At 64.9% G+C, this 25,905-nt stretch carries 30 protein-coding genes; 10 read left to right on the top strand and 20 right to left on the bottom strand.

All coding sequences use genetic code 11. The features are described 5' to 3' along the window. Positions 1–13: 13 nt before the first annotated feature. Both AC1RMG_RS17315 and AC1RMG_RS17310 read right to left on the bottom strand, forming a co-directional pair. The gene (locus AC1RMG_RS17315; protein ID WP_019093558.1) at positions 14–922 is read right to left on the bottom strand and encodes a LysR family transcriptional regulator; all 909 of its coding nucleotides are present in this window, start codon (positions 920–922) and stop codon (positions 14–16) included. Positions 923–1,031: 109 nt separating this feature from the next. Then, positions 1,032–1,805 carry an SDR family oxidoreductase gene (locus tag AC1RMG_RS17310; RefSeq protein WP_283989163.1) on the bottom strand — a complete coding sequence of 258 codons (774 nt, stop codon included), beginning with the start codon at positions 1,803–1,805 and terminating at the stop codon, positions 1,032–1,034. 164 nt (positions 1,806–1,969) lie between these two features. Between AC1RMG_RS17310 and AC1RMG_RS17305 the strand changes: the two genes are divergently transcribed. Further along, complete coding sequence (locus tag AC1RMG_RS17305) at positions 1,970–2,575, top strand: flavin reductase family protein (RefSeq protein WP_011063450.1); 606 nt, start codon at positions 1,970–1,972, stop codon at positions 2,573–2,575. Between the two features lies 1 nt (position 2,576). Here AC1RMG_RS17305 and AC1RMG_RS17300 read toward each other — a convergent pair whose 3' ends face one another. Beyond that, complete coding sequence (locus AC1RMG_RS17300; protein ID WP_169891890.1) at positions 2,577–3,659, bottom strand: SDR family oxidoreductase; 1,083 nt, start codon at positions 3,657–3,659, stop codon at positions 2,577–2,579. Positions 3,660–3,754: 95 nt separating this feature from the next. On the opposite strand from AC1RMG_RS17300, the gene AC1RMG_RS17295 reads away from it, so the two are divergent. Further along, positions 3,755–4,657, top strand: coding sequence for a LysR family transcriptional regulator (locus AC1RMG_RS17295; protein ID WP_401156678.1), 903 nt, complete (start codon positions 3,755–3,757; stop codon positions 4,655–4,657). A 68-nt stretch (positions 4,658–4,725) separates the two neighbouring features. Beyond that, on the top strand, positions 4,726–5,232 hold the full coding sequence (locus AC1RMG_RS17290; RefSeq protein WP_011063447.1) for a YbaK/prolyl-tRNA synthetase associated domain-containing protein: 507 nt from the start codon (positions 4,726–4,728) through the stop codon (positions 5,230–5,232). A gap of 6 nt (positions 5,233–5,238) precedes the next feature. Here the strand turns inward: AC1RMG_RS17290 and AC1RMG_RS17285 are convergent, their stop codons facing one another. Continuing rightward, positions 5,239–6,123 (bottom strand): LysR family transcriptional regulator, encoded by an 885-nt coding sequence (locus tag AC1RMG_RS17285; RefSeq protein WP_011063446.1) that lies wholly within the window; start codon positions 6,121–6,123, stop codon positions 5,239–5,241. A gap of 97 nt (positions 6,124–6,220) precedes the next feature. On the opposite strand from AC1RMG_RS17285, the gene AC1RMG_RS17280 reads away from it, so the two are divergent. Further along, positions 6,221–7,627: an MFS transporter gene (locus tag AC1RMG_RS17280; protein WP_493169688.1), complete on the top strand. Its 1,407-nt coding sequence runs from the start codon at positions 6,221–6,223 to the stop codon at positions 7,625–7,627. Positions 7,628–7,632: 5 nt separating this feature from the next. Here AC1RMG_RS17280 and AC1RMG_RS17275 read toward each other — a convergent pair whose 3' ends face one another. Further along, on the bottom strand, positions 7,633–8,565 hold the full coding sequence (locus AC1RMG_RS17275) for a DMT family transporter (protein WP_011063444.1): 933 nt from the start codon (positions 8,563–8,565) through the stop codon (positions 7,633–7,635). A 102-nt stretch (positions 8,566–8,667) separates the two neighbouring features. Between AC1RMG_RS17275 and AC1RMG_RS17270 the strand changes: the two genes are divergently transcribed. Next, on the top strand, positions 8,668–9,567 hold the full coding sequence (locus AC1RMG_RS17270) for a LysR substrate-binding domain-containing protein (RefSeq protein ID WP_401336086.1): 900 nt from the start codon (positions 8,668–8,670) through the stop codon (positions 9,565–9,567). Between the two features lie 36 nt (positions 9,568–9,603). Here the strand turns inward: AC1RMG_RS17270 and AC1RMG_RS17265 are convergent, their stop codons facing one another. The 4 genes from AC1RMG_RS17265 to AC1RMG_RS17250 all read right to left on the bottom strand — a co-directional run bounded on the left by AC1RMG_RS17265 (position 9,604) and on the right by AC1RMG_RS17250 (position 13,991). Beyond that, the gene (locus AC1RMG_RS17265) at positions 9,604–11,844 is read right to left on the bottom strand and encodes an ATP-binding protein (RefSeq protein WP_041119873.1); all 2,241 of its coding nucleotides are present in this window, start codon (positions 11,842–11,844) and stop codon (positions 9,604–9,606) included. After that, positions 11,841–12,455 (bottom strand): biliverdin-producing heme oxygenase, encoded by a 615-nt coding sequence (locus AC1RMG_RS17260; RefSeq protein ID WP_041119872.1) that lies wholly within the window; start codon positions 12,453–12,455, stop codon positions 11,841–11,843. The genes AC1RMG_RS17265 and AC1RMG_RS17260 overlap by 4 nt, the downstream gene beginning before the upstream one ends. Positions 12,456–12,713: 258 nt before the next feature. Continuing rightward, complete coding sequence (locus tag AC1RMG_RS17255; protein WP_011063440.1) at positions 12,714–13,100, bottom strand: cupin domain-containing protein; 387 nt, start codon at positions 13,098–13,100, stop codon at positions 12,714–12,716. A gap of 81 nt (positions 13,101–13,181) precedes the next feature. Next, complete coding sequence (locus AC1RMG_RS17250; protein WP_047285399.1) at positions 13,182–13,991, bottom strand: AraC family transcriptional regulator; 810 nt, start codon at positions 13,989–13,991, stop codon at positions 13,182–13,184. A gap of 242 nt (positions 13,992–14,233) precedes the next feature. Here AC1RMG_RS17250 and AC1RMG_RS17245 point away from each other — a divergent pair, with 242 nt between their 5' ends. From AC1RMG_RS17245 to AC1RMG_RS17230, 4 genes are all read left to right on the top strand, one after another. Beyond that, a complete protein-coding gene (locus AC1RMG_RS17245; RefSeq protein WP_011063438.1) occupies positions 14,234–14,875 on the top strand; it encodes a LysE family translocator in 642 nt (213 codons plus the stop codon). 74 nt (positions 14,876–14,949) lie between these two features. Further along, complete coding sequence (locus AC1RMG_RS17240) at positions 14,950–15,429, top strand: GNAT family N-acetyltransferase (RefSeq protein WP_493169685.1); 480 nt, start codon at positions 14,950–14,952, stop codon at positions 15,427–15,429. 43 nt (positions 15,430–15,472) lie between these two features. Next, on the top strand, positions 15,473–16,567 hold the full coding sequence (gene ddlA, locus AC1RMG_RS17235; protein ID WP_011063436.1) for a D-alanine--D-alanine ligase: 1,095 nt from the start codon (positions 15,473–15,475) through the stop codon (positions 16,565–16,567). A gap of 30 nt (positions 16,568–16,597) precedes the next feature. Then, the gene (locus tag AC1RMG_RS17230; RefSeq protein ID WP_011063435.1) at positions 16,598–16,951 is read left to right on the top strand and encodes a gamma-glutamylcyclotransferase family protein; all 354 of its coding nucleotides are present in this window, start codon (positions 16,598–16,600) and stop codon (positions 16,949–16,951) included. 9 nt (positions 16,952–16,960) lie between these two features. Here AC1RMG_RS17230 and AC1RMG_RS17225 read toward each other — a convergent pair whose 3' ends face one another. The 11 genes from AC1RMG_RS17225 to ggt form a co-directional block, all read right to left on the bottom strand. After that, positions 16,961–17,542 (bottom strand): hypothetical protein, encoded by a 582-nt coding sequence (locus tag AC1RMG_RS17225; RefSeq protein WP_065365174.1) that lies wholly within the window; start codon positions 17,540–17,542, stop codon positions 16,961–16,963. A gap of 96 nt (positions 17,543–17,638) precedes the next feature. Continuing rightward, positions 17,639–18,094, bottom strand: coding sequence for a GNAT family N-acetyltransferase (locus AC1RMG_RS17220; protein WP_011063433.1), 456 nt, complete (start codon positions 18,092–18,094; stop codon positions 17,639–17,641). Next, entirely contained in the window at positions 18,091–18,807 is a 717-nt protein-coding gene (locus AC1RMG_RS17215; RefSeq protein ID WP_125063667.1) for a purine nucleoside phosphorylase YfiH/LACC1 family protein, read from the bottom strand. The genes AC1RMG_RS17220 and AC1RMG_RS17215 overlap by 4 nt, the downstream gene beginning before the upstream one ends. Positions 18,808–18,940: 133 nt before the next feature. Next, on the bottom strand, positions 18,941–19,753 hold the full coding sequence (locus tag AC1RMG_RS17210) for a MerR family transcriptional regulator (RefSeq protein ID WP_041119870.1): 813 nt from the start codon (positions 19,751–19,753) through the stop codon (positions 18,941–18,943). A gap of 78 nt (positions 19,754–19,831) precedes the next feature. After that, positions 19,832–20,203 carry a helix-turn-helix domain-containing protein gene (locus AC1RMG_RS17205; protein ID WP_011063430.1) on the bottom strand — a complete coding sequence of 124 codons (372 nt, stop codon included), beginning with the start codon at positions 20,201–20,203 and terminating at the stop codon, positions 19,832–19,834. After that, positions 20,200–20,511, bottom strand: coding sequence for a type II toxin-antitoxin system HigB family toxin (locus AC1RMG_RS17200; RefSeq protein ID WP_065365177.1), 312 nt, complete (start codon positions 20,509–20,511; stop codon positions 20,200–20,202). Before AC1RMG_RS17200 ends, AC1RMG_RS17205 begins: the two co-directional genes overlap by 4 nt. A gap of 115 nt (positions 20,512–20,626) precedes the next feature. Then, positions 20,627–20,893, bottom strand: a complete 267-nt coding sequence (locus AC1RMG_RS17195; RefSeq protein ID WP_368995024.1) for a DUF3077 domain-containing protein — start codon at positions 20,891–20,893, stop codon at positions 20,627–20,629. Positions 20,894–21,323: 430 nt separating this feature from the next. Further along, positions 21,324–21,641 (bottom strand): helix-turn-helix domain-containing protein, encoded by a 318-nt coding sequence (locus AC1RMG_RS17190; RefSeq protein WP_125063670.1) that lies wholly within the window; start codon positions 21,639–21,641, stop codon positions 21,324–21,326. Beyond that, on the bottom strand, positions 21,628–21,948 hold the full coding sequence (locus tag AC1RMG_RS17185; RefSeq protein ID WP_368995025.1) for a transcriptional regulator: 321 nt from the start codon (positions 21,946–21,948) through the stop codon (positions 21,628–21,630). The genes AC1RMG_RS17190 and AC1RMG_RS17185 overlap by 14 nt, the downstream gene beginning before the upstream one ends. Before the next feature lie 228 nt (positions 21,949–22,176). Beyond that, positions 22,177–22,671 carry a GNAT family N-acetyltransferase gene (locus AC1RMG_RS17180; protein WP_493169680.1) on the bottom strand — a complete coding sequence of 165 codons (495 nt, stop codon included), beginning with the start codon at positions 22,669–22,671 and terminating at the stop codon, positions 22,177–22,179. Between the two features lie 154 nt (positions 22,672–22,825). Further along, positions 22,826–24,661, bottom strand: coding sequence for a gamma-glutamyltransferase (ggt, locus tag AC1RMG_RS17175; RefSeq protein WP_493169678.1), 1,836 nt, complete (start codon positions 24,659–24,661; stop codon positions 22,826–22,828). Between the two features lie 235 nt (positions 24,662–24,896). Here ggt and AC1RMG_RS17170 point away from each other — a divergent pair, with 235 nt between their 5' ends. Then, positions 24,897–25,889, top strand: a complete 993-nt coding sequence (locus AC1RMG_RS17170; RefSeq protein ID WP_103407752.1) for a cytochrome-c peroxidase — start codon at positions 24,897–24,899, stop codon at positions 25,887–25,889. Positions 25,890–25,905: the final 16 nt, after the last annotated feature.

Raw genomic sequence — 25,905 nt, 5'->3', positions numbered from 1 at the left:
GATCCGCGGGTGTTCAGCAAGCCTCCAGGTGCGGTTTGATCAGTTCGGCGAACCATTCGATGAACACGTTGAGGCGGCGCGAGCGATGGCGCCGGTCGGGGTATAGCGCGCAGATATCCATGGGCGCCACCGGCAGTTCACGGAGCACCTGCACCAGCTCGCCACGGTCCAGCAGGTGCTGCACGTCGAAGCGTGGCACCTGGATCAGCCCCAGCCCCTGCCGGCAGCAGGCGATGTAGTTCTCGACGTTGTTGACGATCACCCGGCTGGGCAGCCCCAGCAGGTGCTCGCGACCTTCCAGCAGGTATTCCCAGGGCTGCTCGCGGCCAGTGTCCGGGGAGGCATAACCGACCATCCACTGGCCGTTCTGCAGGTCCTGGGGGGTGTGGGGCTCGCCCTGTTCGGCCAGGTAGGCGGGGCTGGCGCAGTTGATCAGCGCCAGTTGCCCCAGGGGGCGGGCGACCAGGCTGCTGTCGGCCAGGCTGCCGACGCGGATCGCGCAATCGATGCCTTCCTGGACCAGGTCGATGCTGCGATCGCTGGCGCCCAGGGCCAGTTGCAGGCCGGGGTATTGCGCCAGCCATCGGGGCAGGGCGGGGACGATCAGGCGCCGGGCGATGCGGCTGGGCACATCGATGTTCAAGCGCCCGCTGACGTCTATCTGGCGGTGGTGGAACAACTGGTTGAGTTCGGCGGCGTCTGCCAGCAAGCGCCGCGCCCGTTCCAGCAGAATGGCGCCGTCGGCGGTCAACTGCACGTGACGGGTGGTGCGGTGCAGCAGTCGGGTGCCGAGGCCGGTTTCCAGTTGCTGCACGGCGGAAGAGACGGTGGCCCGTGGCAGTTCCAGGGCATGGGCAGCCTTGATGAAACTACCCATGTCGGCCACCTGGATGAACACGCGGTATTGCTCAAGCTTATCCATCGTTTGAACGATCCTGGTTCGGGGGCGCCTGACGGCAGTGGATCGCAGCATCGGCCGAGGCGATCGATGCTGCGGCTCGGCAGGCCAATTTACCCCTTGGGCGCCAGGATTACTTGGTGGTGTAGCCGCCGTTGATCAGTAAGGTCTGGCCAGTGATCCACCAGCCTTCGGTGACCAGGTGGCGAATGAAGGGCACCACGTCCTCGATATCGGTGAGCCCGGTCTTGCTCGAAGGCGACAGGGCTGCGGCGCTCTTGTGGTACGCCACGGCGTCGGCGCCTTCGGCCGGGTAGAAGAATGGGGTATCCATGGGCCCGGGGCCGACGGCAGTCACTGAAATGCCGCGGGCACCGAACTCCTTGGCCGCGGCCCGAGTGAAGTGTTCCACCGGCGCCTTGGAGCCGCCATAGGCGGCATAGAACGGAGTGAAGGCCCCCAGCAGCGAAGTCACCAGGGTCACCAGCTTGCCGTTGTCCTCCAGGTGCTTGCCGGCTTCCTTGATAAAGAAGAAGGCGCTCTTGGCATTGACCGCGAACATCTGGTCGTACTCGTCCTCGCTGATTTCAATGATGGGTTTCTTCAGCACCTTGCCCACGGTGTTGATGGCGATGTCGATCTTGCCGAAGCGCGCCTTGGCCTCGTTGAACAGCTGCTCCACGGTACTGGCGCGGGTGAGGTCGGCCTGCCAAGCCTGGGCTTCCACACCCAGGGCCTTGAGTGCCGCCACCGTGGCCTCGGCGTCGGCCCGGCTGGCGTTGCTGTTGTAGTGCACGGCCACCGCCCGGGCACCGTGGCTGGCCAGGTCGCGGGCAATCAGGCCGCCGAGGTTCTTCACGCCACCGGCGATCAGCACGACTTTGTTGTTCAGGGAGTGATCGGTCATGGCGCGCGTCCTTCAACAATTGGGGTGAAGGCTGAGTCTAGTGTCTGCACCGCTGTTGATAAGCCGTCGGCGGCTGGACGGATTATCCAGAAAATCCGGCCAATGACCTTGCCTGCCGACGGCCGCGATGGGGCTACAATCGCAGTTTTTTTCAGGAGCCAGTCATGTCCGATCTTCGTCGCCCGGTACCGCTGGACAAGGCGTACCGCTTGCTCAACCACGGCCCAACGGTGCTGGTCAGCGCAGCCCATGGCGGGCAGCGCAACATCATGGCCGCAGCCTGGGCCATGCCCCTGGATTTCGAGCCGCCGAAAGTCGCCGTGGTGCTCGACAAGTCCACCTGGACCCGACAACTGCTGGAGGCCTCGGGCACCTTCGTGCTCAATGTGCCTTGCGTGGCCCAGGTGGATATCGTGCAGAGCCTGGGCAACAGCTCCGGGCTTGAGCTGAGCCAAGGCGGTAGCGACAAGTTCGCCGCCTACGGTCTGCAGGCCTTTGCCGGCGAGCAACTGGCGGCGCCGCTGCTGGAAGGTTGCGTGGCCTGGCTGGAATGCCGGCTGCTGCCCGAGCCCCACAACCACCAGCAGTACGACCTGTTCCTTGGCGAAGTGATTGCCGCCCAGGCCGATGCCCGGGTGTTCAGCGAAGGGCGCTGGCACTTCGACGGGCACGACCGGCTGCGTACCCTGCACCATGTTGCGGGCGGGCATTTCCTGACCATCGGTGACGCCGTTGACGGTCGGCAACTGCCCCTGGTCGGCGAGCCCTGAGTCAGGGAATCAGCCGGTAATCACGCAGCCGCTGCAACTGTTCGAGCACGCTCTGGTGGCTGTCGATGCAACCGGTAAAGCCGGCCTGGCGGATCTTGATGGTGCTTTGCACCATGTCGTAGCCGGTATTGAGCCAGCCATCGACGAAGGGCCAGGCGGCGATCTGCTCCCAGGGCGTGGGGCGCAGTTGCTGCTCCTGGACAATGCGCGCCCACAGCGGCGCCTTGTCGGCCATCTGCACCCCCAGGTTCATCGGTTGCGGCGCGGCGCTGGCAAGGCCGAAGAACCCGGCGATCTGTGGCCACAGGTGCTGCCAGCGAAAGTGATCGCCATTGGTCACGTTGAAGACCTGCTGCTGTGCATTCGGTGAAGTCAGGGCCCAGAGCACGGCCTGGGCCAGCACCCGGGAATCGGTGGCCTGGTGCAGCGCCGACCAGGCCTGCAGGCTGCCGGGAAAACGCAGTGGCAGGTTCAGTGCCTGGCTGATGGCGGCGAAGCTGGCGATGCCGGTGAGGATGTTCATCGGTGAGTTGAGGCTGGGGCCCATGACCCCGTCCGGGCGCAATACCGTCCAGGCAAAACCCTCGCGTTCGGCTTCATGCCACAACAGGTCTTCCTGATCGTTGTAGAAGATCGGCCCCATGAAGCGCGGGTCGTTTTCCTTGGCTGGCGTCTTATAGGGCCCCAGGTGTTCACCGTAGGATTTGCCGCCACCGATCAGCACCACCTGGCGCAACCTGGCTCCGGCCTGGCGCAGGGCCTTGAGGCTGTGCTCCAGCATCGCCAGGTTCGGCGCCACTGTGGCGGCCATGCTTTCCCGCTCGCTGTAGGCGCAGAACACCAGGTCGGTGACGCTGCCCAGTCCGGCAAAGGCGCGGGCGGTGCCGGCGGCGTCCAGCAGGTCGGCGCTGATGTGCGCCGGTGCCGGGCTGCCGTCCAGCAGGCTGGTCGGTGGGCGGCGACGGGCGGCGGTGGTCAGTTGCCAGCCCGGGGTACGGTGCATCAGCTCGACCACTGCGGTGCCGACCACGCCATAGCCGCCGATCACCAGCAAGTGACGGTCCGGGGAAGTTGAAACGCTCATCGGGGATACCTCGAATAAAGGGATCGCCAGCATAGAGTCGGGTCTTTGAGTGAAATAGACTGCCGGCCGGAACAGCATCTGTGAGTTGAATTCATATGGCGGGCAGCGAGATCAACCGGTTTGCCGAGATGGAAACCTTTGTCGCGGTGGTGGAGTGTGGCGGCTTGTCGGCCGCTGCGCGGTTGAGGCAGGTGACGCCTTCCTCGGTGAGCAAGCTGCTGGCGCGGCTTGAAGCACGCCTGGGCGTACGCTTGCTCAACCGCTCCACCCGCCAGTTGCAACTGACCGCGGAAGGCCGCGGCTTCTATGAAAACAGCGTGCGCCTGCTGGCAGACCTGCGAGAAGTGGAGGGTGAGGCCAGCAGCGCCCGGGCTCCGGTGGGCCGGGTGCGGGTCAACACCAGCGCCTCCTTTGGCCTGCATGTGCTGGCGCCCCTGGTGGCGGAGTTTCTCCAGCTGTATCCGCAGGTGGCCCTGGACCTGGTGCACAGCGATGCCCTGGTAGACCTCTTGGGAGAACAGACCGATGTGGCGATCCGCACCGGGCCGCTGGCGGATTCGCAGTTGATTGCCCGCAAGCTCGGGGAAACCCGCGGCGTTGTCGTTGGCTCCCCGGCCTACCTGGCTCGCTGTGGCGTACCGCAGACCCCGGAGGATCTGGCCGCGCACCACCTGCTCGGTTTCGACTACGCGCGGGCCGTGCCGGGCTGGCGCCTGGGCGTGGCGGGCGAGAGCCAACTGCTGCAGCCCAATGGCCGGGTGCAGGCCAGCGACGGCGAAGCCTTGCGCCATCTGGCGCTACACGGTGCCGGGCTGGCGCAACTGGCGGCCTTCACCATCGCCGATGACCTGGCCAGCGGCAGGCTGGTACCGGTACTGGAAGCCTTCAACCAGGCGCCGCTGGAAAGTTTTTATGCGCTGTATGTCGGCCAGGGCGGCCACGTGCCGTCGCGGGTGCGGGTGTTCATCGACTTCCTGGCGCAGCGGGTGCGCTTGTAGCCGCCACTGGTCAGGCGTGGCGACGGATGCTTGAATCAACCCTCTGGCGACTTTTCCAAGGACAGAACATGCATGCAGTTTTCCAACGACTGGTGAGCCTGCTGGACAGCCACCAGGCGCGCTATCGGGTGATTTTTCACCCGGCCGAAGGGCAGTCGGCGCGGGTTGCCGAGATCCGCGGCACCGAACCTGGGCAGGGGGCCAAGGCCATGCTCTGCAGCCTCAAGGGCACAGACGAGGTGTATGGGCTGGTGATTCTCAGCGGCGACCAGAAGCTGGACATGAAAAAGGTCGGCGCGGCCCTGGGGGGCAAGAAGGCGCAACTGGTATCGCCGGAGCTGGCCAGGGAGCTGACTGGTTGCGTGATCGGCGCCATTGCTCCGCTGAGTTTCGATCCGCGCATCCGGCTGATCGTCGACCCGCAACTGACCTCCCGCTACAGCGAGATCGCCTTCAACGCCGGGCGCCTGGATGCCTCCATGGTGCTCGATACCCAGGACTACCTGAGGGTCGCCCAGCCGCTGCTGCTGAGCGTGACCCGGGACCTGGAGAGCGACAGCGCCCAGCCCGGTTGAAGGCGGCTACCAGCTCGCCTGAGCCAGGGCCTCGGCAAAGGCGGTGAGCTTCGGCGAGCACTGGCGCGAGGGCGGATACACCAGCGACAGCTCGCGGCTGCGCCCGGCATGTTCCTGCAGCACCGGCACCAGCCGGCCGGTGTCCAGGGCTTCGCGTACCGCGAACTCCATCAACTGGGCAATGCCGAAGCCGCCGAGCACCGCGTCCACCAGGGCATCGCCGATATCGAAGATCAGCCGGCCCTGGACGGCCAGGTCCAGGGGCTTGCCCTGGTCCATGAACTGCCAGTCCACCAGCCGGCCGCTGCGCAGGTTACGCACGGCCAGGCAGTTGTGCTGCTGCAGGTCGGCCAGGTGCCGGGGCGTGCCATGGCGCTCCAGGTAGCCTGGCGCCGCCACCGTGACCCAGCGCAGGGGCGCCAGGGGCCGGGCAATGAGGCGCTGGTCCTGGATCACCCCGGTGCGCACCACCGCGTCGAAACCTTCATCGATGATGTCCACCACCCGGTCGGTCATCACCGCTTCGATGCTCAGCCCCGGGTGCTGGGCCGTCAGCTCGCCGATCACCGGCATCACCACCTTGCGCCCGAACAGGGACGGGGTACTGATCTTCAACATTCCACTGGGGGATTCGCGCCGGTCCAGCAGCAGGTGTTCGGCATGGGCCAGTTCCGCCAGCAGGGGCGCGGCGCGCTCGACCAGCACCTGGCCGTCCGGGGTCAGGCTGACACTGCGGGTGTTGCGTTGCAGCAGGCGGACCCCGAGCTGCTGTTCCAGGCGGGAAATGGCTCGGGACAGGCCGGACTGGGTCAGCCCCAGGTCACCGGCGGCACGGGTGAAACTGCGGGTTTCGGCAACCCGGACCAGCAGGCGAAGGGCGTTCAGATCCATGATTAAAGTCATTACTGAAAGAGATAATGGCTTGTTTATCATTTAAACAGCATCGATGACACTGGCCGCCGGTTATTTCCACACAAGGATCTTCGCGATGTCCGCGACCCCGTTAGCCAAGCCGTCGGGCTGGATGCTGTTACTGCTGGCCACCGCGCAATTGATCATCGCCCTGGACGCCACCATCGTGTTTGTCGCCCTGCCGGAAATCGGCAGCCACCTGGGCTTCTCCGCCCAGCAGTTGCAATGGGTGGTCAGTGCCTACAGCGTGGCCTTCGGTGGTTTCCTGCTGCTGGGCGGACGGGCGGCGGACCTCCTGGGCAAGCGGCGTTTCTACATCGTCGGCCAGTCCTTGTACGCCCTGGCCTCGCTGGCCGGCGGCCTGGGCGGCAGCGCGCTGCTGCTGGTGCTGGCCCGGGCGGTGCAGGGCGTGGGCGGGGCAATGCTGTTCCCCGCGACCCTGGCCCTGATCAACACCTGGTATGCCGAGGGGCCGGCGCGCAACCGGGCCTTTGCGGTGTGGAGCGCGGCCTCGGCGGCGGGGCTGGCCCTGGGGGCGCTGCTGGGCGGGGTGCTGACCCAGTACTGGGGCTGGGAGGCGGTGTTCCTGGTCAACGTGCCCCTGGCTGGGGCCTGTGCGTTGCTGGCCCGGCACTGGATACCCGCCGACCCTGCGCGCCAGCGCGGCCGTCAGTTCGACTTGCGCGGCGCGCTGACCGTGACCCTGGGTGGCACCCTGCTGGTGTTTTCCATCGTCCAGGGCCCGGAGTGGGGCTGGAGCGCCCCGGCGACCCTGGGTTGCCTGGCGTTGTCCCTGGCCCTGCTCGGGCTGTTCGTGCGCCTTGAACAGCGTAGCGCCGACCCGCTGATGCCCCTGCGCCTGCTGGGTTATCCACAACTGCGCATGGCCATGGTGATTACCGCGCTGTTCATGAGCAGCTTCGGCGTGCAGTACTACTTCCTCAGCCTGTATTTCCAGCAGGTCTATCAGTTCAGTGTGTTGCAGAGCGGACTGGCGTTCCTGCCCTCGACCCTGCTGTGCACGGCCGGGATCTGGGTCGCGGAGCGGGCCCTGCTGCGCGTAGGCTTGCGGGCGACCCTGGTCAGCGGCTTGCTGCTCGGGGCGCTGGGCATCGGCCTGATGTACCTGGCCCTGCCGGGCAGTAGCGGCTTTGTCGGCCTGCTGCCGGGGATCGTGATCATGAGCATCGGCCAGGGCATGACCTGGACCTCGATGTGGGTCTCGGCCGGGCAAGGTATCGCGGCGTCCGAGCAAGGGGTGGCTGCGGGCGTGGCTTCCACCAGCCAGCAGATCGGCGGGGCCCTGGGGCTGGCGCTGCTGGTGTCCCTGGCCAACACCTTGAGCGCCGGCGGCAATCAGGCCTATGGCATCGAGATGGCTACCGCCGCCAGCGCCCTGCTGGCGCTGTTCGGGGCCTTGCTGGCGCTGCGCCTGCCCCGGGCTGGAGTGGCCTTGCCGGCCTGTTCCGTGGCCCATGGCTGAGGGCGTCAGCCATGGGCCTGTGGCAGGTGGCGGCGCACCGCCCACAGCACCCCGGCCAGGAGCAACAGGGCGGCGCTGCTTTGCAGCAGGCTGGGCAGGTGCTGCAGGCAGATGAAGCCATAGAGCAGGGCGAACAGGGTCTCGAACACGATCAATTGGCCGCTCAGGGTCAGCGGCAGGCGCCGGGTCGAGGCATTCCACATGCGATTGCCGAACCAGGAGCCGAGCACCGCGCTGGACAGGCTCAGGCCCCAGAACAGCATCCAGCGCTGCTCGCTGGCCTCGGCCCGGGTGCCGGGCAATGAGAACCCGTCCGCCAGCAGCCAGACCAGGGCGCTCATCAGCCCAGTGGTAATGCCCCACAGGGTCGACCACTGGCTGCTGTTGAAACGGCTGCCTTTGAGGTAGCGGGCGTTGTCGGTGGCAAACCAGGTCCAGCACAGCAAGGCGCCGAAGGCGCAGAGCAGGCCCAGGGCGCGCTGGCCCAGTTCCACCGAATCGCTGTGGGCGGTGAGCAGGGTGTCGAGGTTGATGCAGCAGATGCCGGCGAACACCAGCAACAACGGCCAGCGCAGCCGGCGCAGGGGCACGGCATCGGCATCGCCGCGGCCGGCCAGGGTGATGGTCAGCGGTAGCAAGCCGACGATCAGTGCGGTGCTGGCTACGCCGGCCCACTGGATGGCGCTGGCCAGGAGCATGAAATAGATCAGGTTGCCGGTCAGCGCCAGCTTCACCAACAGTACGGCATCGCCCCAGGTCAGGCGTTGCAGCAGCTCCCGGGCCTGAGGCGCAGCCAGGAGCAGGGAGAATGCACCGTAGAGGCTGAAGCGCGCGCAACTGAGCAGCAACGGGCTGAACTCAGGCAGCAGGCTGGGCACCACAATCGCCAGGCCCCAGACCGCACCGGCCAGGGCGGCATAAGCAACTCCACGTTTCATGCAAACACTCGTACCTAGTCATCAAGCTGCGCAGGCTAGTCATTGCTGACCGGATGGACAAAGGATATATAGGCACCTACCTATTCTCCTGGGGAATGTCTTGTGAGCCGCTTCGCCCGTCATCTGCCGCCGCTGGAAACCCTGGTCACCTTCGAGGCGGTGGGCCGCAACGCCAGCTTCACCCGTGCGGCCACCGAGCTGTACCTGACCCAGAGCGCGGTGAGCAAGCAGATCCGTGCCCTGGAGCTGTCGCTCAAGACCGAACTGTTCGAGCGCCAGGCCCGGGGGGTGAAGCTCACCGCCAGCGGCGCCTCGCTGTTCGTCGAGGTCAGCACCCAGCTCGAAGCCCTGCTGCGCAGCGTCAGCCGCCTGCGGGCCGGGCGCGACGCCAATACCATCACCGTGCAATGCACCCACGCGGTGGCGCAGTTCTGGCTGTTCCCGCGCCTGCTGGCATTCAACAAGCAGCACCCGGACATCACCGTGAGCATCCATGCCAACAACGACATGGACGAGTCCAGCGTGGCCGAGCATGACTTCGGCATTCTCTATGGTGCGGGGCACTGGTCGTCCCTGGCGGCGGTATCGCTGTTCGCCGAGATGGTCTACCCCATCGTCAGCCGGCGCCTGGAGCTGCCTGTGGTCAAGGAGCTGGCGCAACTGGCCGAACTGCCGTTGATCCAGCTGGACGCCTCGGAGTGGAACTGCATCGACTGGCGGGACTGGTTCCATCATTTCGGGCTGGACTACAGCGCGCCACCGGGGGCCCTGGGGTTCAACCAGCTGACCCTGATGTTCAGCGCGGTGCAGCAGGGCATGGGCGTGGGGCTGGGCTGGGATTTCATGGCCAGCCAGTTGGTGGCCCAGGGCGAGTTGCTGCGGGTTGGCGAGTGGGCGTTCCGCACCGGGCAGGCGGATTTTCTGGTGCATCCGCGGCACAAGCGCCTGTCCGCCAGCGGCCAGTTGTTTCGCGACTGGCTGGTGGCCCAGGCGGCTGAATGAGCGCCCGGGGCTCAATGGCCAGCCCCGGGCTATGGGTCAGAGGCTGGCGCGCGGCACGCTGAAGCGGAACTCGCTGCCCTTGCCCACTTCGCTGTGGGCTTCGATCTTGCCGCCGTGGGCGTGGATGATGCCCTGGGTGATGTACAGCCCCAGGCCGGTGCCGTTGGGGTTGCCTTCCTTCATGGTCCAGTAGCGGTCGAAAATGAATGGCAACTGGTCGGTGGGAATGCCCTCCCCGGAGTCGCGCACGCTGAACACGATCTGCTCGCCGTCGGACATCGCCACCACCCCGACCTTGCCTTGTTTGGGGGTGAACTTGATGGCGTTGCCCACCAGGTTCGACAGCACCTGGAACAGGCGCTCGGGGTCGGCGTTGATCCTGAGGTCCGGTTCGGCGTGGAAGCTGATGTCGATGGCCTTGTCCAGAGCCAGTGGCGCCAGCAATGAATAGGCCTCTTCGAACATCTGGCTGACGTCCAGCGGCTGCGGGGCGATGCTGTAGCGCCCGGCCTCGATCTTGGAGGTGTCCAGCAGGTCTTCCAACAGGTTGTTCATGCGGCTGGCGGCCTGCTGCATGGTGTCGATGGCCGAGGAAATGCGCCGTGAGGTATGCGGGCCATCGGAACTGAAGGCCTTCTGCATCATGCCGCAGAGCATGGAGATCACGGTCATCGGGTTGCGCAGGTCGTGGGACACCACCGCCACCAGTTCGTCCCGGGCGCGCACGGCCTGTTGCTCGCGCAGCACCTGGCGCGCCAGGTCGTGCTCCAGGGCCGAGCGGCGCAGGTCATTGGCGGCGAAGCGGTCGCCGTGGCTCCACTTGGTGGAGATCCCGGCCATCTCCACTTTCCAGATCTCGAACGAGGTGCGCGGCCGCAGGCGCAGGCCGGCGTCGGAGTTTTCCAGGTCCAGGGGCTTTTGCGGGTTGCCGCTCCAGTTGATGTTTTCCTTCACTTCCGGGCGGAACCACAGCACGCCGTTATCCACAGGCTTGGGCAGGGTCATGGCCAGGACCCCGCTGGCCACCTGTTGATAACTCGCCGCCGGCGGGTAGACGCTGGCCAGGTGATGGCTGGCGAACACCGCCTGCCCGGTGCCTTGCAGCCAGCGGTGCAGGGCGCGGATTTCGTCCTGGGGCGGGCAGTTGCCGAAGCAGTGCAGTTGCTTGTCTTCGATGATTGCCACGCCACCGGCCTGGGTCAGCTCCAGCAGCAGTTGCGGCACCTGGGTCAGGCCGTCGAAGACGCTGTCGGGGGTGTCGCGCATGGCCTGGTCGAGGCGGGCCAGGGCGGCGACTTTCTCTTCCCGCTGGCGGCTGATATCCAGGGCTTCCATGGCGCTGATCTGCAACGACAGCACCTGGCCGATGGTCTGGCAGGCAATGCGCAGCTCGTGGGGCACCAGCAGCGGCTGGCGGTTGCCGCAACTGATCAGGCCCCAGAGCTGGTCGCCCTTGAGCAGGGAAATGCTCATGGAGGACAGCACGCCCATGTTCTTCATGTACTGGCAGTGGATCGGCGACACGCTGCGCAGGGTGGCGAAGCTCAGGTCCAGGGCCTGCTGAGTGTCCGGGCGCAGCGCCGGCAGCAGGGGCACCGGCTGGTAGTCGGCGTTGGGGATGATCCGCAGCCAGTTGCTGCGGTACAGCTCGCGGGCTTGCTGGGGAATGTCCGAGGCCGGGAAGAACAGGCCATTGAACACTTCCATGGTGGGGCGGGTGGCTTCGGCGATCACCTGGCCGTGGCCTTCCTCTTCGAAGCGGTAGATCAGCACCCGGTCGTAGCCGGTCATCGCCTGGATTTCGCTGACGCTGATGGCGTACAGCTCATTCAGGGTCTTGGCCGTCTGCAAGCGCCGCAGCAGGCGCCCCAGGTTCTCGGTCTGCTCTTTCAGGTGCTGGGGCTGCAGGTGTTCGAGCTGGATTTCCAGCTCCAGCATCAGCACTCCCTGGTGGCGATGCAGCAAGCCTTCGAAGCGCGCGCCATTGACGGCCAGGTGCAGCGGTGGCGCATCGGACAACCGCGGCAGTTGCAGCACCTCGCGGATGCGCTGGCCGTCGGTGTCTCCCAGCAGTTGCTCCAGGGGCTGGCCGAGGACCTGCGCGGCAGGCTGGCCCAGCAGGGCCTCGACGTTGGCGCTGATCTGCTGGATGCGCAGCTCCGGCTCCGACAGCGTCAGCAGCACGCCATGGGGCTGGATCGCCCCGGGGGAGCGGATTGGCTCATCGGCGCAGTTGGCCAGCAGTTGTTCGAAGGCTTGGGCGTCTTGTGGGGTCATAGCAGCACCTCGCGGCTGTCGAGCCAGTGCTCGAAACAAGCAAATGTGGATTGCGCGGCGCTGACCACTTGTTGTCGTGCGCTCGCGTCCTCGGGCATGCGCCCCAGGTAGTCGAGAAAATCTTTCCAGCGCCGCCCGGTGGCGGCGCCATACACGTCGAGGAAAGCCCCGCCGTTATCCCCGTGCAGGTCCAGGCGCTGGGCCATTTCCCGGCGCAGGATCTGCCCGCCCAGGGTCGCGCCCTCCAGTACATAGAGGGCGCCCAGGCACGCGCCGGGGCTGGCCAGTGCGGGCAGATGGTCGCAGCGGGGCAGGGCGTCGATGCGCTCCGGGGCCAGGCCCAGGGCCTGCAGGTCGCCGGCCAGGGCCGGGGTCTTGCGGCGCTGCTCCGGGTCGTAGCCGGCAGGGATCAGGCCGCTGTCATGCAGGGCCGCCTCCAGGGGCTGATAGAAGCCGAAATAGGCCTGGATCAGGCGCCGGTACCAGGCCGCATCGAGGTGCTCGGAGAAGAACGGCAGGCGCTTTTCCAGGGCCACGTGCAAGGTCGCGGTGCCGGCGCGCAGGTCTTGAAGCAGGGTGGGGGCGGTGGTGTCTTGGTGCGGTTTGGGCATTCAGGGGTCAGGGGTCGCAACAGGTAATGGACGCGCCATGGGCGTCATCGAAAGCTGGGACCAGGCTGTAGTCCCTGCACTAGAGCCATCGCACAGAAAAATAAGAGCGTCACTCTACCTGTGCTGTTTGCACTGACGTACAGTTTTTGACGCACCATTGGTCGGCCAAGGGTAGTCGATCGATGACGTGTTGCTGTGTCTGACTGTGTTCAAGAGGCAGAAATTCCTTTTTCCGTCTCGCAGGTTCAGCGGTGAGGATCAGATCCAGACGTCGTTCTGGGCGGTGCGTTCGCCACCTTGATCGCCGGTGTTGAGCACGCCCTTGGGTTCGATCAGCAGCAGTTTGACCTCCTGCTCGGCCCAGGGTTTGTGCTCGACGCCCTTGGGCACCACGAACATCTCGCCACTGCCGATGGCCACCCGGCCGTCACGGAAGTCGATGTACAACTGGCCGTCGAGCACGATGAAGGTTTCATCGGTGTCGGCGTGGGAGTGCCAGACGAATTCGCCCTGCAACTTGGAGATCTTGAACTGGTAGTCGTTCATCTCGGCGATCACCTTGGGGGTCCAGTGTTCGCTGAACAGGCCGAGTTTGCTGGCGAAGTTGATGCTCTGGTAGGCGTCTTGCGGGGCAGGGTTTTGCATGGTGTGGTCCACCTCAGTGATGAATGAGCGCTGAGGGTAAACAGCCAGGGGCCAGGGCTTCTTGAACGATCGTGTGTGGCCTCAGCGGCCGAGCATCTTCAGCCAGCGCGCCGGTGGCAGGCCGTAGGTCTGGCGAAACTGCCGGGTCATGTGGCTCTGGTCGGTGAAGCCGGCGATCAGTGCGGCATTGGCCAGGGTCTGGCCCTGCACCAGCAGCGCGCGGACCAGGTCCAGGCGGCGCATGCTCAGGTAGCGGTAGGGGCTGGTGCCGAACAGCAAACGAAAATCCCGGGACAGGCTCCAGCGGTCGCGCCCACTGTGGGCCGCCAGTTCCTCCAGGGTCAGGGTGCGGTCCAGGGCACTGTGGATGTATTCCCGGGCCCGCTCGGCCGCCACATAGTCGAAACGTTGCCGTGATTGGGCGACCCCGGAGACGCTGTTCAGGGCATGGGCCAGGTCGAACAGGGCGTCTTCCTGTTCCAGCGGGTCCAGGGGGCTGTCGACCCCACGCAGCAGGGCCTCGGTGGCGGCAAACAGCCGCGGGTCGTTGGACAGGCCGCCAGTAATGAAGGGCAGCGGCTGGCCGCCGAGGATCTGCTGGATCAGCGCCGGCTCGACATACAGCATGCGGTAGTGAAAGCCGTCGTGGGTGCCGGCCTCACCGTCGTGGGCTTCGTCGGGGTGCAGGACCATGGTGGCGCCGGGCAGGCTGTGGCGCCAGCCGCCGCGGTACTGGAAGCTCTGCACCCCGTGCAGGGTGCGGCCGATGGCGTAGGTGTCATGGCGGTGCATGTCATAGCCATGGCCGGCGAAATACGCCTCGATGCGCTCCAGGCCCCGGGCGGGCGGCGCGCGGTGAACCCAGTCGGTGACAGCTGCGGGTTTGGCCATGGAACGGTCCTGATGGATGAAACCAAGGGCCGTACGTTAACTCAGGGGCGCGCTGGCTGTCTTGCCCCTCGGTTCTACGCCGTAGCGGTTCTGCCGGAAGAAGGGCGGCTTGCAGGAGGGTTCCGGCGCTGCACGATGGCTTGCTGCCTGAGCCGGGTTGCGAGGCCAATCGGCGGTTGCCTGGGCAGGCGCGAGTGGAGTAGCGTCGTTCCCCCGGACCCTCTTCATGGCCATCTGTTCCCATGTACACCTCGCACCTGGTTTACCTCGCCCCGTTGTTGTCGCTGGCCCTGCTCTGGAGCGTGGCGGTGATCACCCCAGGGCCGAACTTTTTCACCACTGCACAACTGGCGGCGGGCTGTTCGCGGCGCCATGGCCTGTTCGCCGCCCTGGGGGTGGCCAGCGGCACCGTGCTCTGGGGGCTGGCAGGAGGCTTGGGCATCAAATCGCTGTTCAGCGCGGCGCCGGCGCTGTTCGTGTTGTTCAAGGTTGCCGGTGGCTGTTACCTGATCTACCTGGGGCTCAAGCAGTTCAAGCGCAAGCCGGCCCTGGAGACCCCGACCACCGATGGCGCGAGCCATGCTGCGCGCAGCCTGTTCTCGGCCTACCGGCTGGGCTTTCTCGGCAACATGACCAACCCCAAGTCGGCGCTGTTCGTGGCCACCATTTTTGCCACTTCGATGCCGGCCTCCCCGCCACCTCTGCTACTGGGGCTGGCGGTGCTGACCATGGCCGGCCTGTCGTTGTCCTGGTACTGCTGCGTGGCGCTGTTTTTCGCCAGCAGCCGGGTGGCCGGGTTCTATGCCCGGGCCCGGCGCTGGCTGGACCGCCTGGCCGGTGGTTGCTATGTGCTGTTCGGCGGGCATCTGCTGGCCAATCGCTGAACGGTCGGTGCCTTGCGCCGGCCAGTATCCGCCCCCCAACAAGGACGACCCGTCCCCGTATCAGGAGACCGAACATGGCTGTTGTTTTTCGCCCGGTGGCAGAGGCGGAGATTCCGCGGATCTGCAGTTTCGTGGGCAATCCCCAGGAGCTGTATTTCTTCTTTCCCGCCGCCACCTGGCCGCTGACCCACGAGCAGTTGCGCGACTCCATCGCCCAGCGCAGCGACTCGACGGTGATCGAGCGTGACGGGCAGGTAGTGGGCTTTGCCAACTTCTACCGCTGGGCCAAGGGCGGCACCTGTACCATCGGCAATGTCATCGTCGACCCAGAGGTGCGCGGCGCGGGCCTGGCGGCGCAATTGATCGGGCAGATGATCCACATCGCCCACAGCAAGCACCAGGCCAGCGAGGTGACGCTGTCGTGCTTCAACAGCAACGTGGCGGGGTTGCTGCTCTATCCGAAGCTGGGCTTTGTGCCGTTCGCCATCGAAGAGCGCAGGAACAAGGAACAGGAGCGAGTGGCGCTGATCCATTTGCGCTACAGCCCCAGCTGAATTGAAGAACCGTCAGCAATCATTTTTTCAACGGGAAGCAGTCATGAGCAAGTTGCGGGTCGGGATTATTTTTGGTGGCCGTTCGGCCGAACACGAAGTGTCGCTGCAGTCGGCGCGCAATATCGTCGATGCCCTGGATCGCACGCGTTTCGAGCCGGTGCTGATCGGCATCGACAAACAGGGGCACTGGCACCTCAACGACACCTCGAACTTCCTGATCAACCAGGAAAACCCGGCGCTGATCGCCCTCAACCAGTCCAACCGCGAACTGGCGGTGGTGCCGGGCAAGGCCAGCCAGCAACTGGTGGAAACCTCCAGCCAGGAACTGCTGGGGCATGTCGATGTGATCTTCCCCATCGTCCACGGCACCCTGGGCGAAGACGGTTGCCTGCAGGGCCTGCTGCGCATGGCCGACCTGCCCTTTGTCGGCTCCGACGTGCTGGGTTCGGCGGTGTGCATGGACAAGGACATCAGCAAGCGCCTGCTGCGCGACGCCGGGCTGGCGGTGACCCCGTTCATCACCCTGACCCGGGCCACCCGTGCTCGCTACGGTTTTGCCCGGGCCCGGGAAACACTCGGCCTGCCGCTGTTCGTCAAGCCGGCCAACCAGGGTTCATCGGTGGGGGTGAGCAAGGTCGACAACGAGGCCGAATACGAGGCCGCGGTGGAACTGGCCCTGGGCTTCGATCACAAGGTGCTGGTGGAGTCGGCCGTGCGTGGGCGGGAAATCGAATGCGCGGTGCTGGGCAACGACCAGCCCATTGCCAGTGGCTGCGGCGAGATCGTGGTCAGCAACGGTTTCTATTCCTACGACAGCAAGTACATCGACGGGGAGGCGGCCCAGGTGCTGGTGCCGGCGGACATCAGCATCGAGCACAGCGAGCGCATTCGGGCCCTGGCCGTCGAGGCATTCCAGGTGCTGGGCTGCTCCGGGCTGGCTCGGGTCGATGTGTTTCTCACCGATGAGGGGGAAGTGCTGATCAACGAAATCAACTCGCTGCCGGGCTTCACCCGGATCAGCATGTACCCCAAACTTTGGCAGGCCACCGGCATGAGCTACAGCGAGCTGGTGAGCCGCCTGATCGAGCTGGCGCTGGAGCGTCACGCTGAACGGCAAGGGCTGAAAATCAACCGCTGAAGCGGATCATCGTGGTTAAGGAAGTGACGAATGAGTTCGGCAACAGATGCATCGGTTTATCTTTTTTCCTACGGCACCCTGCAAGACAAGGCGGTGCAGATCGCCAACTTTGGCCGTGAGTTGAGTGGCAGCGCGGATGCCATGCTTGGCTACGAACAGAGCTGGGTGGAAATCACCGACCCCGAGGTGCTGGCGGCCAGCGGCAAGACCCACCACCCGATCCTGCGCCCGGGGGCGGCGGACAGCGCGCCGATTCCCGGCACCGTGTTCTGCATCACCCCCGAGGAGCTGGCAGCGGCCGACAGCTATGAAGTCTCGGACTACAAGCGGGTCAGCGTGACCCTGGCCTCGGGCATCCAGGCCTGGGTCTACGTCAGCGCCTGAGTCTTCGGCTCACTCCGGCGGCAGCATCACCCCGATGCACGCCAGGGCCAGCAGCACCGCCCCGAGCACGATGAACACATAGTTCAGCGGCGTGAAACGGGCGTTGCTGCGGCCTTCGGGATCTTTCGCGGCGGCATTCAGGCCGCGCTGGCCGAGCCAGGTGATCCACGCCAGTACCGGCAGCAGCGCCAGGCTGGCAATGTCGGTCACCGGGTAGCCGATGTTCTTGCGTGACAGCGCGTCCACCACGTTGTTGATGATCATCCCCACCACAAACAGGGTTGCCAGTTCACCGGGCCGCCAGTCATGGCTGCGGCCGTCGCGCTTGAGCGTCGCATCGGCTTCGCGGTACAGCGCATGGGTGAAGAAGATCGCGAAGAAGGCCCGGGCCACCGGCCATAGCTCCTGGCCGCTGGCGTGCCTGAACTGATGCCAGTTCTTGTAGGCCCAGTACACCTGGTAGATACCGAAGGTGAGGATGTACAGGGTCAGGAACTTGGCCTTGGACACTACGTAGAACGGCTGTTGCGCCGCTTCGGGCGAGGGGGCGACCAGATCCGCCTGGGGCGGGGCATAGAGGTTGTCAGACACGGGCACTCCTTGGGTTGAGCCTGAGGGGGGAGGCAACGTTAGCTCAGGTTGCTGGCCAAGAACCAGCAGGGGCTCGGTGGCCAACCGGAACCGGGTTCAGGCCCGGGGTGGATCCGCCGGCCGAACGTAGTGAATATCCCATTCACTTTCACCCACCTGAACAAAACCCAGGCGTCGATAAAAACGATTCGAGTCACTGCCGCGCAACGCATCCAGGTGGATGGGTAGCTGCTCGTTGGCGGAGCGTTCCAAAAGCTGCTCCAGGGCCTTGGCGCCGAGGCCCCGCCCTTGGAATTGCGGTAGGACGTACAGGTGCTGCAGGCGCAGATGATCGCCGTGTGATTGGCTCTGGATAAAGCCTGCGGGCTGTCCGTCACTGAGGATGAAGTGGCAGCGTTCGGCCGCGAAGCTTGCGGCAAAACGCTCCCGGGCCCGCTGCGGATCGAAGCGCCCCAGGCGCTCAAGGCTTTCGCGCATCGCCGCGATGCGCATCTGGACCAGGGTTTCCAGGTCGCTCAGGGAGGTCGGGAGCAGTGCACTCTCGAGGTTCATGCCCGGCCGATCCACGAGTACTGGAAGGCCTTGGCTTCACCCCGGTGCCCGCGTCGACGATAGCTGGCCAGGGCCGGGGTCGAGCAGTAGGTGCACAGCTCGCTGATTTCGATCTGTTCATCACTGATTCCAGCGGCGTGCAGCAAGTGCACGGCATAGCGGCTCAGGTCGAACCACAGGGAATCGGCCTGGGTCGGTTGCGGTGGCGGAATCTGCGGCGGCAGCAGCGGGGCCGGTTGCTCACGGCTCCAGGGGGCCTGTGCGGCCGGCCACAGCGGGTCCTGAGTGGCGGACAGGGTGTCGATGAAATCGGCGCTGACTTCATAGCAGCAGGGTTTGATCGATGGGCCGATGGCCACCCGCAATTGCTGTGGGGTGATGCCCTTGCTGGCGAAGTGTTGCAGCACATTGGCGATGATCCCGCCATGCAGGCCTTTCCAGCCGCCGTGCACTGCCGCGACCCAGGAACCGTCCTCGCTGCTGATCAGCAACGGCAGGCAGTCGGCGGTGACCACTGCGATGGGCCGGCTGGAATGGGTGAGTACCGCGTCGCCGCGGATGATTCCGCTGGGCAGCGTGGTACTGGCTTGCACCACCTCGCCGCTGTGGATCTGCGAGCAGAAGAACAGGTTGGCCGGCAGGGCGGCGCCGAGGGTCGAAAACGCATGACGGATGCCGGATATCTGGTTCAACACACCTGCCTGGAAACTCATCGGGCCTTCGCTCGGTAACCTGGGAATGGCTGCAGAGCATAGCGGTATCCGAGGTACTTTTGCTGACAGACAACGCTGGATAGGCCGGGGCAGACCAGCGGTAGCCTGCTGGTCGGCCCCTTCACCGGGCGTTTCAGGCGCTCAGCGGGATATACAGTTCCACCACGCTGTCCGGGTGCATGGGCCCCAGAAAGCGCTCGCCGGTGTACTCGAACTCCACCGCGTCGATGGGCATCAGCCCGGCGGCGGGCAACCACTCGCTGTAGGCGGCGCGAAAGGTTTCCGGCAGGGTGGCCACGCTGCCGTGATGCTCGACTCGCGCGTAATGGCGGGCAGGGATTTCCAGCTCCACCATGCCGGGTACCAGGGGCGCGTCGGCGGCGACCGGCAGGCCGGCCACATAACGCCACTGGCCGTCCTCCAGGGGCTGGCAGATGCCATAGGTGCCCACCGGCTCGGCCAGGCGCTGGATCTCCTGTTCCCGAGGTTCGAAACGTTGCCAGAGCTCGGCGATGGTGCCCGGGTCATCCTGCTGCCAGGCCATGCCGATGATCCGCTGCGGCGCCAGGAATACCTTCTGTGGTGTCTGCGCGGCTGGGAGTTGGCGCTGCGGCTGGGCCAGGTAGCGCTGCAGATGGCCCAGTACTTTCTGGCTGCGGGCGATCTCGCTTTGCAACTGCCGGGCATGCGCCTGCAGTGACTGCTGCATGTGCAGCACGCTGTCCAGGCCGCCCTGGTCCGCCAGAGTGCGGATGTCTTCCAGGGACATGCCCAACTGCCGCAGCCAGGCGATGCGCCCCAGGGTCACGATCTGTTCCGGGCTGTAGTAGCGGTAGCCGTTGTCCCGGCCGGTGAGGGCCGGGGTGAACAGGCCGATGCTGTCGTAATGGCGCAGGGTCTTGGTGGTAAGGCCGTGGCAGCGGGCCATTTGTCCGATGGTGAGCATGGAGCGTCCTTGGTGTGGTTGGGCTGCGGGGCATGCTGAGCCTTTACCCAAGGGCAAGCTCAAGCCCGGCAGCACGGCTCAGGACGATTTGATCGGCTTGATCAGGCTTTCGGCAGGAATGCCGAACAGCTGGTGCAGTTTCCAGATCATGGGCAGGGTCAGCGCGCGCTTGCCGTTGAGCACTTCGTAGACGCGGTTGGTGCGGCCGATGGCCGGGGCCAGGTCGGCGGCGGACAAGCCGGATTGTTCCATGCGGAACTTGATCGCCTCGATCGGGTTGGGCAGGTCCAGGGGAAACTGCCTGGCTTCGTACGCCTGGATCAGGGTGATCATCACATCGAAGTAATCGCCTTCAGGTGTTCCGGGCTGCGGTTCGTTGTCGAACAGGGGCGAGACGCTTTTCAGCGCGGCGCGGTAATCCTGGTCGGTGTGGATAGGGCGGATGTTCATGCGGGTTGCTCCATGTCTACGCTGTCGGCATCAATGGCGTCGTACTCTTGGTGAGTGCCCACGAACTTGATGTACAGCGCACCAAAGCGGTAGGCCACGGCAACGATCAGTCGATACTCGTTGCCCTTGATGTTGAAGACCACCCTGCGGCTTTTGAGAATGCTCGCGTTGCGATACTGGTCCTTGATCTGCGCAGGGTTGGACCACTCGGCTTTCTTTGCTTCATCGACCCAGGCCAGCAAGGGCTGTTCTGCGTCCGGGTACTTCTCCCAGAAGGCCTTCAACTGACTGACTGCAATAATTCTCATGGCGTGATCCTAGTCCCGTCCTGGGACTTAAACAAGTCGCTGAGTGCGTCAAGCGATGTACGGGCAGATCGCTGGATCTGCCCGCGCAGGCGACGTCGGTTCAGGGACGATCAGGTCATGCAGAGAGCGTGGCGTGCACGTCGTCCATCAGTGCCTTGCCCATCTCTGCCAGGTAGTGTGCCGCCCAAGCATAGCGGTCGCACCGGGGCTCCATGGCCGCCTCCAGGGTGAATTGCTTTGCCAGATGCAACAGCGCCGAGGCGTGTTCCAGGGCGTCGCTGATCGGCACGTCGGCATTCACTCGAAACAGCGGATGCGGGTGCTCGCCGCACTGGGAAAAGCGGATTTCACCGAGGGTGGTCAGGGTCGATTGAGTGGTCATCGGGCACCTCCGGTTTTTTGGGACGGGAGGTGTGGGGAGGACGGATTTCGAGTGTGATGCATGGTGACGACTTCTTTCGTATTGGGAACCACCACCGTCTGCCGCCAAGCAGATTTGGGTGGCGGATTGCACAAGGTTGGCGGACCGGCACGAAAGGAACCGGCACCCCCGGAGGGGTCCCTGCGCAATCCGCCATGACACAGAAATGCGGGCACAAAAAAAGCGCCTGCATTCGTGTTTTGGCGCTATTGCGCCTTTCGTGGTTCGGGCCGCCAAGCCCGTTCGCTGATGTTGCAGCGACGGGCGAAGGATAGCGGGGGAGGGGGAGTGCCGCAACGGCATTGCTGCGACATTCTGTGACTGTGAGATAGACCGACTCTGTAGCCGCTGTCTTGTGGTCGCCGTCCAACCCAACCGCCGCGATCCGTGGCTACTGAGGTTGTGCCAGCACCTCTCGAAATACATCGGGCCTGAGCATTGCGATATGCAGCAATGAACGGGCAGCTCCAGAAGGCGAGCGCCGACCTTGCTCCCACTCTTGAAGGGTCCTTACCGACACGCCAAGCAGTTGGGCAAATTTGGGTTGCGACAACCCAGTTTTACCGCGCGCTTCGGCGGCCTTGGTGATCGGAATGCTATGGGTATGGCCATGCCGGCCGGCTTTGACATCGATGATCGCGTCCAGAAGCTCCTGGCCGATATTGCGCTTGGCATCGCGCTCCAATAGTTCTTTTTCAGTAAGGGGCATGATTCATCTCCTTCGCAATTCTGCGTAGAACAGGTGCTGGAATGTTTTCGGTAGCGCCTTTGCCATAGATCACCAGCGCAACCAGGGCTCCGCATGCGAGCTGGGTGGTATAGATGACCCGCACCGAGCCACTTTTTCCACGTCCATCAACGCTCCATCTGATTTTCCTGCAACCGCCAGAGCCCGGGATGACAACGCCGGACTCCGGGTCGCTGGCAAGAAACGTCATGAACTCTCCACGCTCCTCTTCGGACCAGTAATCGGGCCAGAGTTTGGAAAACAGCGGAGATTCTATGATCGTCAGCATGCGGGAGAATTCTACGTCTTTGACGTACTCTGCGGCAATGGTGGGTGCTAGGAGATGACTCCTGAAAGATTAAGAACGTGGAGTTGCAACTCCAATGAGCGGAGTCCTGATTTCCAGTCAGCCCATTCGTTTTCTTGTGTGTGATCCATGCCCCCGATGTCACCTTTTGCATGAGCTGAAACCCGAGCAACTCTGCTCAGGGCGGCTCTATGATCCAGAGCAGCTAACTCAAGCTTCCAACACCTTCGCCATTTCACTGGTCGCCGCCCAACCCAGCCCCTGATACAGCGGCTTGCCGGCCTCGGTCGCATGCAGCACGGCAAAGCCCAGCCCGCGCTGGCTGAAATCGGCCTCTGCCAGTTTCATCAGCGCCGAAGCCAGGCCGCGGCGCCGGTAGGCCGGTTCGACGTAGATGTTGAGCACGTAGCCGCGCTGATCCTGGGTTGGATGGGAAGGGTGGGGCGGCCAGTCGATGCTCATCAGGCCGATGCTGGCCACGCTCTGCTCGGCGTCCATCAGGGCGAAGCCGTAGTAGCGGCTGTCCTCCAGGCGTTCACGCAACCAGGGGCGAAAGTGCTCGGTCATCACTTGCAAGGTGGAGAGATCCTTACCCGCATCGAGAAACATCGCCTGGCGATGGCGGCAGATCAGCTCAAGGTCCTGGGGCGTCAGGCGGCGTGGGCTCAGGCCCGGGATATCAAGGTCGGCTGCAATCGTGTTCATCGTCGGTTCCTCGGTGGACAGGGACGATGCTAGGGCAGATCCAAAGGTCGGATCAGACACAGACCGCCGCAAAATCTTGCATACAGAGCCCTCGTTCACCGCCCACAAAAAAGGGCCAGCCTCACGGCCAGCCCTCGGGTTCATCCGATAACACTCAATCCCCCAGCGCTTCCCCTTCGCGCCGTGGATCGGCGCCGCCGGCCCAGGAGGCCTTGCCCTGTGCATCACGCACGCGAACGATGGCCTGGGTGCCGCTGGTCATGTCGATCTCGTTCACTTCATGACCCTGGGCTTTCAGCGCCTGTTTCAGGGCCGGGCTGAACTGGCCCTTTTCCAGTTCGGTCGGCCCGTTGCGGCTGCCGAAGTTGGGCAGGCCGACGGCGGCTTGCGGGTCCAGGTTCCAGTCGAGCATGCCGACCACCGACTTGGCCACGTACTCGATGATCTGCGAGCCGCCGGGGGAGCCGACGCTGGCCAGCAGTTCGCCGCTGGCACGGTCGAAGACCAGGGTCGGCGCCATGGACGAGCGCGGGCGCTTGCCCGGTTGGACGCGGTTGGCCACCGGCTGGCCGTTTTCCTCGGGAATGAACGAGAAGTCGGTCATCTGGTTGTTGAGCATGAAGCCCTGGACCATCAGGTGCGAGCCGAAGGCCGCTTCCACCGTGGTGGTCATCGATACGGCGCCGCCCAGGTCATCCACTGCCACCACTTGCGAGGTGGAGATGCGCATTGGCGAACGGTCCGGTGCATAGGCCACCTGGATGCCCTGGGGCTTGCCCGGTTCGGCCTTGCCCATGCTGCGCTCGCCAATCAGTGCGGCACGCTTGGCCAGGTAGTCCGGGGCGATCAGGCCGGCCACCGGCACAGGCACAAAGTCGCTGTCGGCCACGTACAGGCCACGGTCGGCATAGGCCAGGCGCTCGGCTTCGGCAATCAGGTGCACCGCTTGTGGCGCGGGCTCAAGGCCGGCGGGCAGGCTGGTTTTCTGCGGCTTGAGGTTGGCCAGGGTGTAGCGCGGGTCGCGCTGTTCCAGGGCCTGCAGGGTGCCGAGTATCTGCGCCACCGCCACGCCGCCGGAGGAGGGCGGCGGCATGCCGCACACCTGCCAGCGCTTGTAGTCGCTGCACAGCGGCGCGCGTTCCTTGGCGCGGTAGCCTTGCAGGTCATTGATCGACAGGCTGCCGGGGTTGGCGTGGCCCTGGACCTTGGCGACGATTTCCGCGGCCACCGGGCCCTTGTACAGAGCGTCCGGGCCTTCCTCGGCGATGCGTTTGAGCACCGCTGCCAGTGGCGGGTTTTTCAGCAAGGTGCCCACGGCTTTCGGCGTGCCGTCGGCATTCAGGAAATACGCGGCCATGTCCGGCGAGCGTGCCAGGAAAGGATCGGCGCTGATCATGGTGTGCAGCCGTGGCGAAATGGCGAAGCCTTGCTCGGCCAGGCGGATCGCCGGTTCGAACAATTGCGCCCAGGGCAGGCGCCCGTGTTTCTGGTGGGCCATTTCCAGGGCCCGCAGCACGCCCGGGGTGCCCACCGAGCGTCCACCGATCTGCGCCTGGGGGAAGGCCATGGGCTTGCCGTCCGCCTGCAGGAAGAGCTTCTCGGTGGCGCCGGCCGGCGCGGTTTCCCGACCGTCATAGGTGCGCACGGCCTTGCCGTCCCAGAGCACGATCATCGCGCCGCCGCCAATCCCCGAGGACTGCGGTTCCACCAGGGTCAGCACGGCCTGCATGGCAATCGCCGCGTCGATGGCCGAGCCGCCCTTGCGCAGCATTTCGCGCCCGGCCTCGGCGGCCAGCGGGTTGGCGGCGGCGGCCATGTGCTTGTCGGCATGGCGAGTCTGCATGTCGGTGCGGTAGCCCGAGGCGATTTCCGGGGCGGCAGGCAGAGCGTTGGAAGAAGGCGGGTTGTGGCAGGCGCCAAGGCTGAGGGCGGCAGCCAGCAGGCTGAGGCCGAGCAGTTGGCGGTGACGGGGAGGGAAGTTCGAGAACACGCGTTGAGCTCCGTTCACAGGGAAATGAGGGGTCGTCCGTGCGGGGGAATGTACAGCAGTGGCGCCGGCAGTTGGACCCGGATGTAGCCCTGGGCAGTTGGCTGGAGTGGGCCATCTCCCCTGTACACAGGGTCGCAGGCAGTCTTTCACCCGGCCGTCGATTGATCTGAGTCAGGGCGGGAGGGGGGCGTTGGGTACAGGGTGAAACAAACTATAAGCCTGATGAGGGGACGTCATGCACCGTTGTAAGTGGTTACTTGTTTTCGGATTGCTGTTGGGGGGGGAGGTCAGGGGGGAAACGCCAAGCGAACCGATCCAGCCGGTACAGCCGGTGAAGATCACCGATGTGGCCAAGGTGGAGCTGGGCAAGCAGTTGTTCTTCGACCCGCGCCTGTCCAAGTCCGGTTTCATATCCTGCAACTCCTGCCACAACCTGAGCATGGGCGGCAGCGACAACCTGCCCACCTCCATTGGCCACAACTGGCACCAGGGGCCGATCAACTCGCCCACGGTGCTCAACTCCGGCATGAGCATCGCGCAGTTCTGGGACGGCCGCGCGGCCACGCTTCAGGAACAGGCCGGTGGCCCCATCGCCAACCCGGGGGAGATGGGCTTCACCCATGACCTGGCGGTGGACGTGCTGCGTTCCATTCCCCAGTACCGGGCCTCCTTCAAGCAGGTCTACGGCGACGACGGCATCAAGTTTGACGACGTGACCAATGCCATCGCTGCGTTCGAAGAAACCCTGGTTACCCCCAATGCGCCGTTCGACCGCTGGCTCAAGGGCGACAAGGCGGCCATCAGCCCCTCCGCGCTCAAGGGCTATCAACTGTTCAAGTCCATCGGCTGCGTGGCTTGCCACAACGGCGAGGCGGTGGGCGGTGGCTCATTCCAGAAGATGGGCATGATCGAGCCCTATGTCACCCAGAACCCGGCCCAGGGCGTGGCCGGGCTGACCGGCAAGGATGCTGACCGCATGCTGTTCAAGGTGCCGACCCTGCGCAACGTGGCGCTGACCTATCCCTACTTCCACGACGGCGCCTACTGGAAGCTGGAAGAGGCGGTGGACGTGATGGCCCGTCTGCAACTGGGACGCAAGCTGGGTACCGAGGAGGTCAGCCAGATCGTGGCCTTCCTTGAAACCCTGACCGGTGACCAGCCGGACTTCAAGCTGCCGATCCTGCCGCCGTCCTCGGCGCAGACACCGCATCCGCAGCCGTTCAACTGAGCAAAAAAAACCGCAG

Source organism: Pseudomonas sp. GW822-FHT04H02, assembly GCF_058800645.1.
Note: the sequence above shows the minus strand (reverse complement) of the source record. Positions and strands in the feature narration are given on the sequence as shown.

Coding starts and splice junctions, on each gene's coding strand:
- AC1RMG_RS17255 (WP_011063440.1), bottom strand. CDS start 13,100: ATGCAAAACCCTGCCCCGCAAGACGCCTACCAGAGCATCAACTTCGCC.
- AC1RMG_RS17210 (WP_041119870.1), bottom strand. CDS start 19,753: ATGCTCACCATCGGACAAATGGCCCGCTGCCACGGCCTTACCACCAAG.
- AC1RMG_RS17200 (WP_065365177.1), bottom strand. CDS start 20,511: ATGAGAATTATTGCAGTCAGTCAGTTGAAGGCCTTCTGGGAGAAGTAC.
- AC1RMG_RS17195 (WP_368995024.1), bottom strand. CDS start 20,893: ATGACCACTCAATCGACCCTGACCACCCTCGGTGAAATCCGCTTTTCC.
- AC1RMG_RS17215 (WP_125063667.1), bottom strand. CDS start 18,807: ATGAGTTTCCAGGCAGGTGTGTTGAACCAGATATCCGGCATCCGTCAT.
- AC1RMG_RS17300 (WP_169891890.1), bottom strand. CDS start 3,659: ATGAGCGTTTCAACTTCCCCGGACCGTCACTTGCTGGTGATCGGCGGC.
- AC1RMG_RS17280 (WP_493169688.1), top strand. CDS start 6,221: ATGTCCGCGACCCCGTTAGCCAAGCCGTCGGGCTGGATGCTGTTACTG.
- AC1RMG_RS17230 (WP_011063435.1), top strand. CDS start 16,598: ATGAGTTCGGCAACAGATGCATCGGTTTATCTTTTTTCCTACGGCACC.
- AC1RMG_RS17265 (WP_041119873.1), bottom strand. CDS start 11,844: ATGACCCCACAAGACGCCCAAGCCTTCGAACAACTGCTGGCCAACTGC.
- ddlA (WP_011063436.1), top strand. CDS start 15,473: ATGAGCAAGTTGCGGGTCGGGATTATTTTTGGTGGCCGTTCGGCCGAA.
- AC1RMG_RS17240 (WP_493169685.1), top strand. CDS start 14,950: ATGGCTGTTGTTTTTCGCCCGGTGGCAGAGGCGGAGATTCCGCGGATC.
- AC1RMG_RS17315 (WP_019093558.1), bottom strand. CDS start 922: ATGGATAAGCTTGAGCAATACCGCGTGTTCATCCAGGTGGCCGACATG.
- AC1RMG_RS17220 (WP_011063433.1), bottom strand. CDS start 18,094: ATGAACCTCGAGAGTGCACTGCTCCCGACCTCCCTGAGCGACCTGGAA.
- AC1RMG_RS17305 (WP_011063450.1), top strand. CDS start 1,970: ATGTCCGATCTTCGTCGCCCGGTACCGCTGGACAAGGCGTACCGCTTG.
- AC1RMG_RS17275 (WP_011063444.1), bottom strand. CDS start 8,565: ATGAAACGTGGAGTTGCTTATGCCGCCCTGGCCGGTGCGGTCTGGGGC.
- AC1RMG_RS17250 (WP_047285399.1), bottom strand. CDS start 13,991: ATGGCCAAACCCGCAGCTGTCACCGACTGGGTTCACCGCGCGCCGCCC.
- AC1RMG_RS17285 (WP_011063446.1), bottom strand. CDS start 6,123: ATGGATCTGAACGCCCTTCGCCTGCTGGTCCGGGTTGCCGAAACCCGC.
- AC1RMG_RS17185 (WP_368995025.1), bottom strand. CDS start 21,948: ATGCTGACGATCATAGAATCTCCGCTGTTTTCCAAACTCTGGCCCGAT.
- AC1RMG_RS17290 (WP_011063447.1), top strand. CDS start 4,726: ATGCATGCAGTTTTCCAACGACTGGTGAGCCTGCTGGACAGCCACCAG.
- AC1RMG_RS17170 (WP_103407752.1), top strand. CDS start 24,897: ATGCACCGTTGTAAGTGGTTACTTGTTTTCGGATTGCTGTTGGGGGGG.
- AC1RMG_RS17245 (WP_011063438.1), top strand. CDS start 14,234: ATGTACACCTCGCACCTGGTTTACCTCGCCCCGTTGTTGTCGCTGGCC.
- AC1RMG_RS17310 (WP_283989163.1), bottom strand. CDS start 1,805: ATGACCGATCACTCCCTGAACAACAAAGTCGTGCTGATCGCCGGTGGC.
- AC1RMG_RS17190 (WP_125063670.1), bottom strand. CDS start 21,641: ATGCCCCTTACTGAAAAAGAACTATTGGAGCGCGATGCCAAGCGCAAT.
- AC1RMG_RS17205 (WP_011063430.1), bottom strand. CDS start 20,203: ATGAACATCCGCCCTATCCACACCGACCAGGATTACCGCGCCGCGCTG.
- AC1RMG_RS17260 (WP_041119872.1), bottom strand. CDS start 12,455: ATGCCCAAACCGCACCAAGACACCACCGCCCCCACCCTGCTTCAAGAC.
- AC1RMG_RS17295 (WP_401156678.1), top strand. CDS start 3,755: ATGGCGGGCAGCGAGATCAACCGGTTTGCCGAGATGGAAACCTTTGTC.
- AC1RMG_RS17180 (WP_493169680.1), bottom strand. CDS start 22,671: ATGAACACGATTGCAGCCGACCTTGATATCCCGGGCCTGAGCCCACGC.